Origin of the sequence: Advenella sp. (assembly GCF_052108595.1) — a bacterium.
Taxonomy (GTDB): Bacteria; Pseudomonadota; Gammaproteobacteria; order Burkholderiales; family Burkholderiaceae_B; genus Advenella.
Window position 1 is genome coordinate 36,555 of sequence record NZ_JBQEAU010000027.1, and the last position, 3,063, is coordinate 39,617.

General features: G+C 58.3%; 3 protein-coding genes. All 3 read right to left on the reverse strand.

Translation table 11 applies throughout. The annotated features are described in order from the left end of the window. Positions 1-1,412 (reverse strand): AMP-binding protein (locus ACTIKR_RS07060; protein ID WP_442327457.1); only part of this gene is annotated, 1,412 nt, incomplete at its 3' end. Continuing rightward, the gene (locus ACTIKR_RS07065; protein ID WP_442327458.1) at positions 1,409-1,942 is read right to left on the reverse strand and encodes an RDD family protein; all 534 of its coding nucleotides are present in this window, start codon (positions 1,940-1,942) and stop codon (positions 1,409-1,411) included. The genes ACTIKR_RS07065 and ACTIKR_RS07060, both read right to left, overlap by 4 nt. An 11-nt stretch (positions 1,943-1,953) precedes the next feature. Further along, a partial coding sequence (locus ACTIKR_RS07070; RefSeq protein ID WP_442327459.1) for a THUMP domain-containing class I SAM-dependent RNA methyltransferase occupies positions 1,954-3,063 on the reverse strand: 1,110 nt, incomplete at its 5' end.

Sequence of the window (3,063 nt, forward strand, 5' to 3'; positions counted from 1 at the left end):
TCGGCGTCGCGCCAGACGTAGCCATCCTTGTCAATGTGGCCGCGAATGGAGGTTGGAATCCACTCCTGTGGTTCGGCCTGCAGCGGATGGATCTGGGCGCCGGACCAATAGTGCAAGGCGACCGCCGGATCGGGATAGTCGTTCTGGTCGGTCCTGTTTACCGCGATGAAACCCTTCTGGCCGGTTTTCAGTGGCTTACCGGCCTGGTCAATAACTGTGATCCGATGGCCCGGATAAACGCGGCCCATACTGCCCTGGCGAGGCGCCCATTTTTCCTGGCTTTCGCCAATAATATAGCCAAAGCCCAGCGGCGCGGCGACCACATTAATATCAACGTCAAAGCGCTGCTTGGCCCATTGGCCCAGCGACGGATCGTAATCGGTATCCAGGCAACTGATGCTGCGGATGGCCAGCTCGAACTCTTCCAGCGTATCGGGGTACTCGCGGATACGGCGCAAATCCTCGCCGGAAGCATGAATGTTGGTAATCTGGTAGTGCTCGAGCAGCGTAAACAGTCGTGGTATGGTGCGTCCGGCCGGGCAGCCGACGATGGACTTGCCGAAATACAGCGTGGGCAGCAGCGCATTGAGCAGGCCGTTGGGGCTGTTCCAGTCGTAGGAGGTCCAGAAAATATCGTTTGTTTTCGGAAACCAGTTCTGTGATGCGACAAAGCCCGGCAGGGTGCCGATCAGTGAGCTGTGATCCAGAAGCACGCCGCGCAACGGTTCGTTTTCGGCCGTGGCAGGGTACACCAGAATAGCCGGCGTGGACGCGCTAACCACATGAGGGGTGAAGGTGGACGGTTGGCGCGCCAGCAGGGTACGCCAGGAAATGATCCGGTCATCATCAGTATGGATGCCGATAATCTGTTTGACTGGCGAATGATTGTCAACCGCAGAAATAAGTGCAGTAATGGAGTGCTTGTCGACCACTGCTACCCGTGCCTGCGAATCATGTAGCCTTTCGGCGTATTCGGCGTTGCTCAGGGAGGAGGTCAGGGGCACCACAATCGCACCCACGGTAAGTACTGCCAGCTGGGTGATTGCGCTTTCTGCCGAGTGCTGCAGCGCGACCGCTACGCGGTCCTGCGGCTGAACACCCATGCGGATAAAGCCGTTGGCCAGTTTATTGACCTTTTCGGACAGTTGCCCGTAAGTCAGTAGTGTGAGCTGCCCTACCTGATCTTCGAAATAAATGGCGACCTGGCGTGCTTCGTGAGGGCTGGAGGCCCACCGGTGACAGCAGGCATCCGCTATATTGAATACCGAGGGAACCAGCCATTCAAATGATTTATAGAGTGACGAATAATGATCGGTCATAAGGTGGCGTAAAGAATCGGGGGCGCTAAAGAAATAGGGCAGTGTGTGCAAAAAAGATCCAGCCTGCTGCCCGTGGACTTCTGATTCTATCATTGAATTGCCGCCGGCGATAGGTCGATCAGACGGGTGCCGGCCAGCCTGTCATGCAACATCAGCCCGTCCCTGTCAAGCCAGCTATAGACAAAGTTGAGAAAAGGCGTAAACACAATGAACAGAGTGATGGATGGCCAGCCCAGTGAGTTGGACGAGAGGTACACCAGATAGGCTCCCAGCAGCGGGATGGGCCAGCACAGGACATAGCGCAGCACGAGTTTGCCCAGGGAAGGACGGGTGCCTTGCCCGCTGACGAGCCGGATATTCCAGGTTTTCATGGGCAGTGTCTGTCCGTGTTTTCGCCAGCACAGCACAAAATACAGGCCTATGGCGACAAACAGCACCGCCTGGCGCGTGCCCAGAAGGGTCAGGCCACTGCGGCTTTGCGTGAGCGTGTCGAAAATGTAATCGGCAAAGAAGACGACGCCGAACAGGAGCACGGCCTCATACATCATGCAGGCAAACAGGCGCAAACGGGAAGGGGAACGGCGCGACAACAGCGCCGCGTCAGGAGAAGCAGAAGGTTTCATGCAGTTGGCTATCAGGGTTTACGGTAGCTTTCGGCGACCATTTCAAATGAAAACAGGCGGCAGTCAAGCGCCCCATTGTACAGTGGCGTACGGCGACGCGCTTTGAGGCGCAGTTTTCCGGGCAATTCCAGGTCACTGGAAATCACATGAACCTGCCATCCGGCAAATTGCTGTTTCAGGCAGGCGGACCAGTCGCGCCAGAAACCGTCGTCCTGTTGATCCATTCGTTCCCCATAAGGGGGATTGGTGACCAGCCAGCCGGCATTTGTTGGGGGCTGCAGGTCCAGCGCATTGGCCCGGGCAAACTGAATGGAGTCTGGCGCCAGATTGGCGCGCTGCATGTTTTCGCGCGCGGCCTCCAGTGCATGAGGGTCCAGATCGCAGCCGTATAGCGGGGTCTCCAGCTCCGGCGCGATGCGGCTGAGGGCATCTTCTTTCAAGGCTGTCCATTGACGGGCATCGGCATTGCGCAGCCGCTCGAATCCAAAGGGACGAGATATGCCCGGCGGCACGCCTTGCGCGATCCAGGCAGCCTCGATCAGAATGGTTCCGCTGCCACAAAAGGGATCCAATAAGGGCAGAGAAGGGTCCCAGCCCGAGAGCGCCAGAATGCCGGCGGCCAGATTCTCGCGCAGCGGCGCTTCGCCCTTGTCCAGACGCCAGCCGCGCTTGAATAGGGATTCTCCGGAGGTATCAAGGTATAGCGTGCCCGAATCCCGGGTCAGAAAAAGGTGCACCCGGGCATCGGGCCGGACCGTATCGATGCTTGGACGCTCGCCTTCGCGATCGCGAAGGCGGTCACAGATGCCGTCTTTTGCCTTTAGATTGCAGAACATCAGGCTTTTCATGGGACTCTGGATGGCCGAGGTATCGACCCGCAGGGAATGTTCAGCGCCAAACCAGCGCTCCCACGGGGCGTCGTAAGCCAGTTCGTAGATGTCGTCTTCCTTGAGCACCAGGCCGTGCGCCACTTGCACCAGAATCCGGGTTGCCAGGCGGGAGTACAGGTTGGCCCGCAAAATGCCTGCCCAGTCGGTTTCGAAGGCGCAGCCGGCACGTCCTTTTTCGACGTGCTCAAAGCCCAGCGCCTGCATTTCCTCGCAAAGCACTTCCTCCAGGCC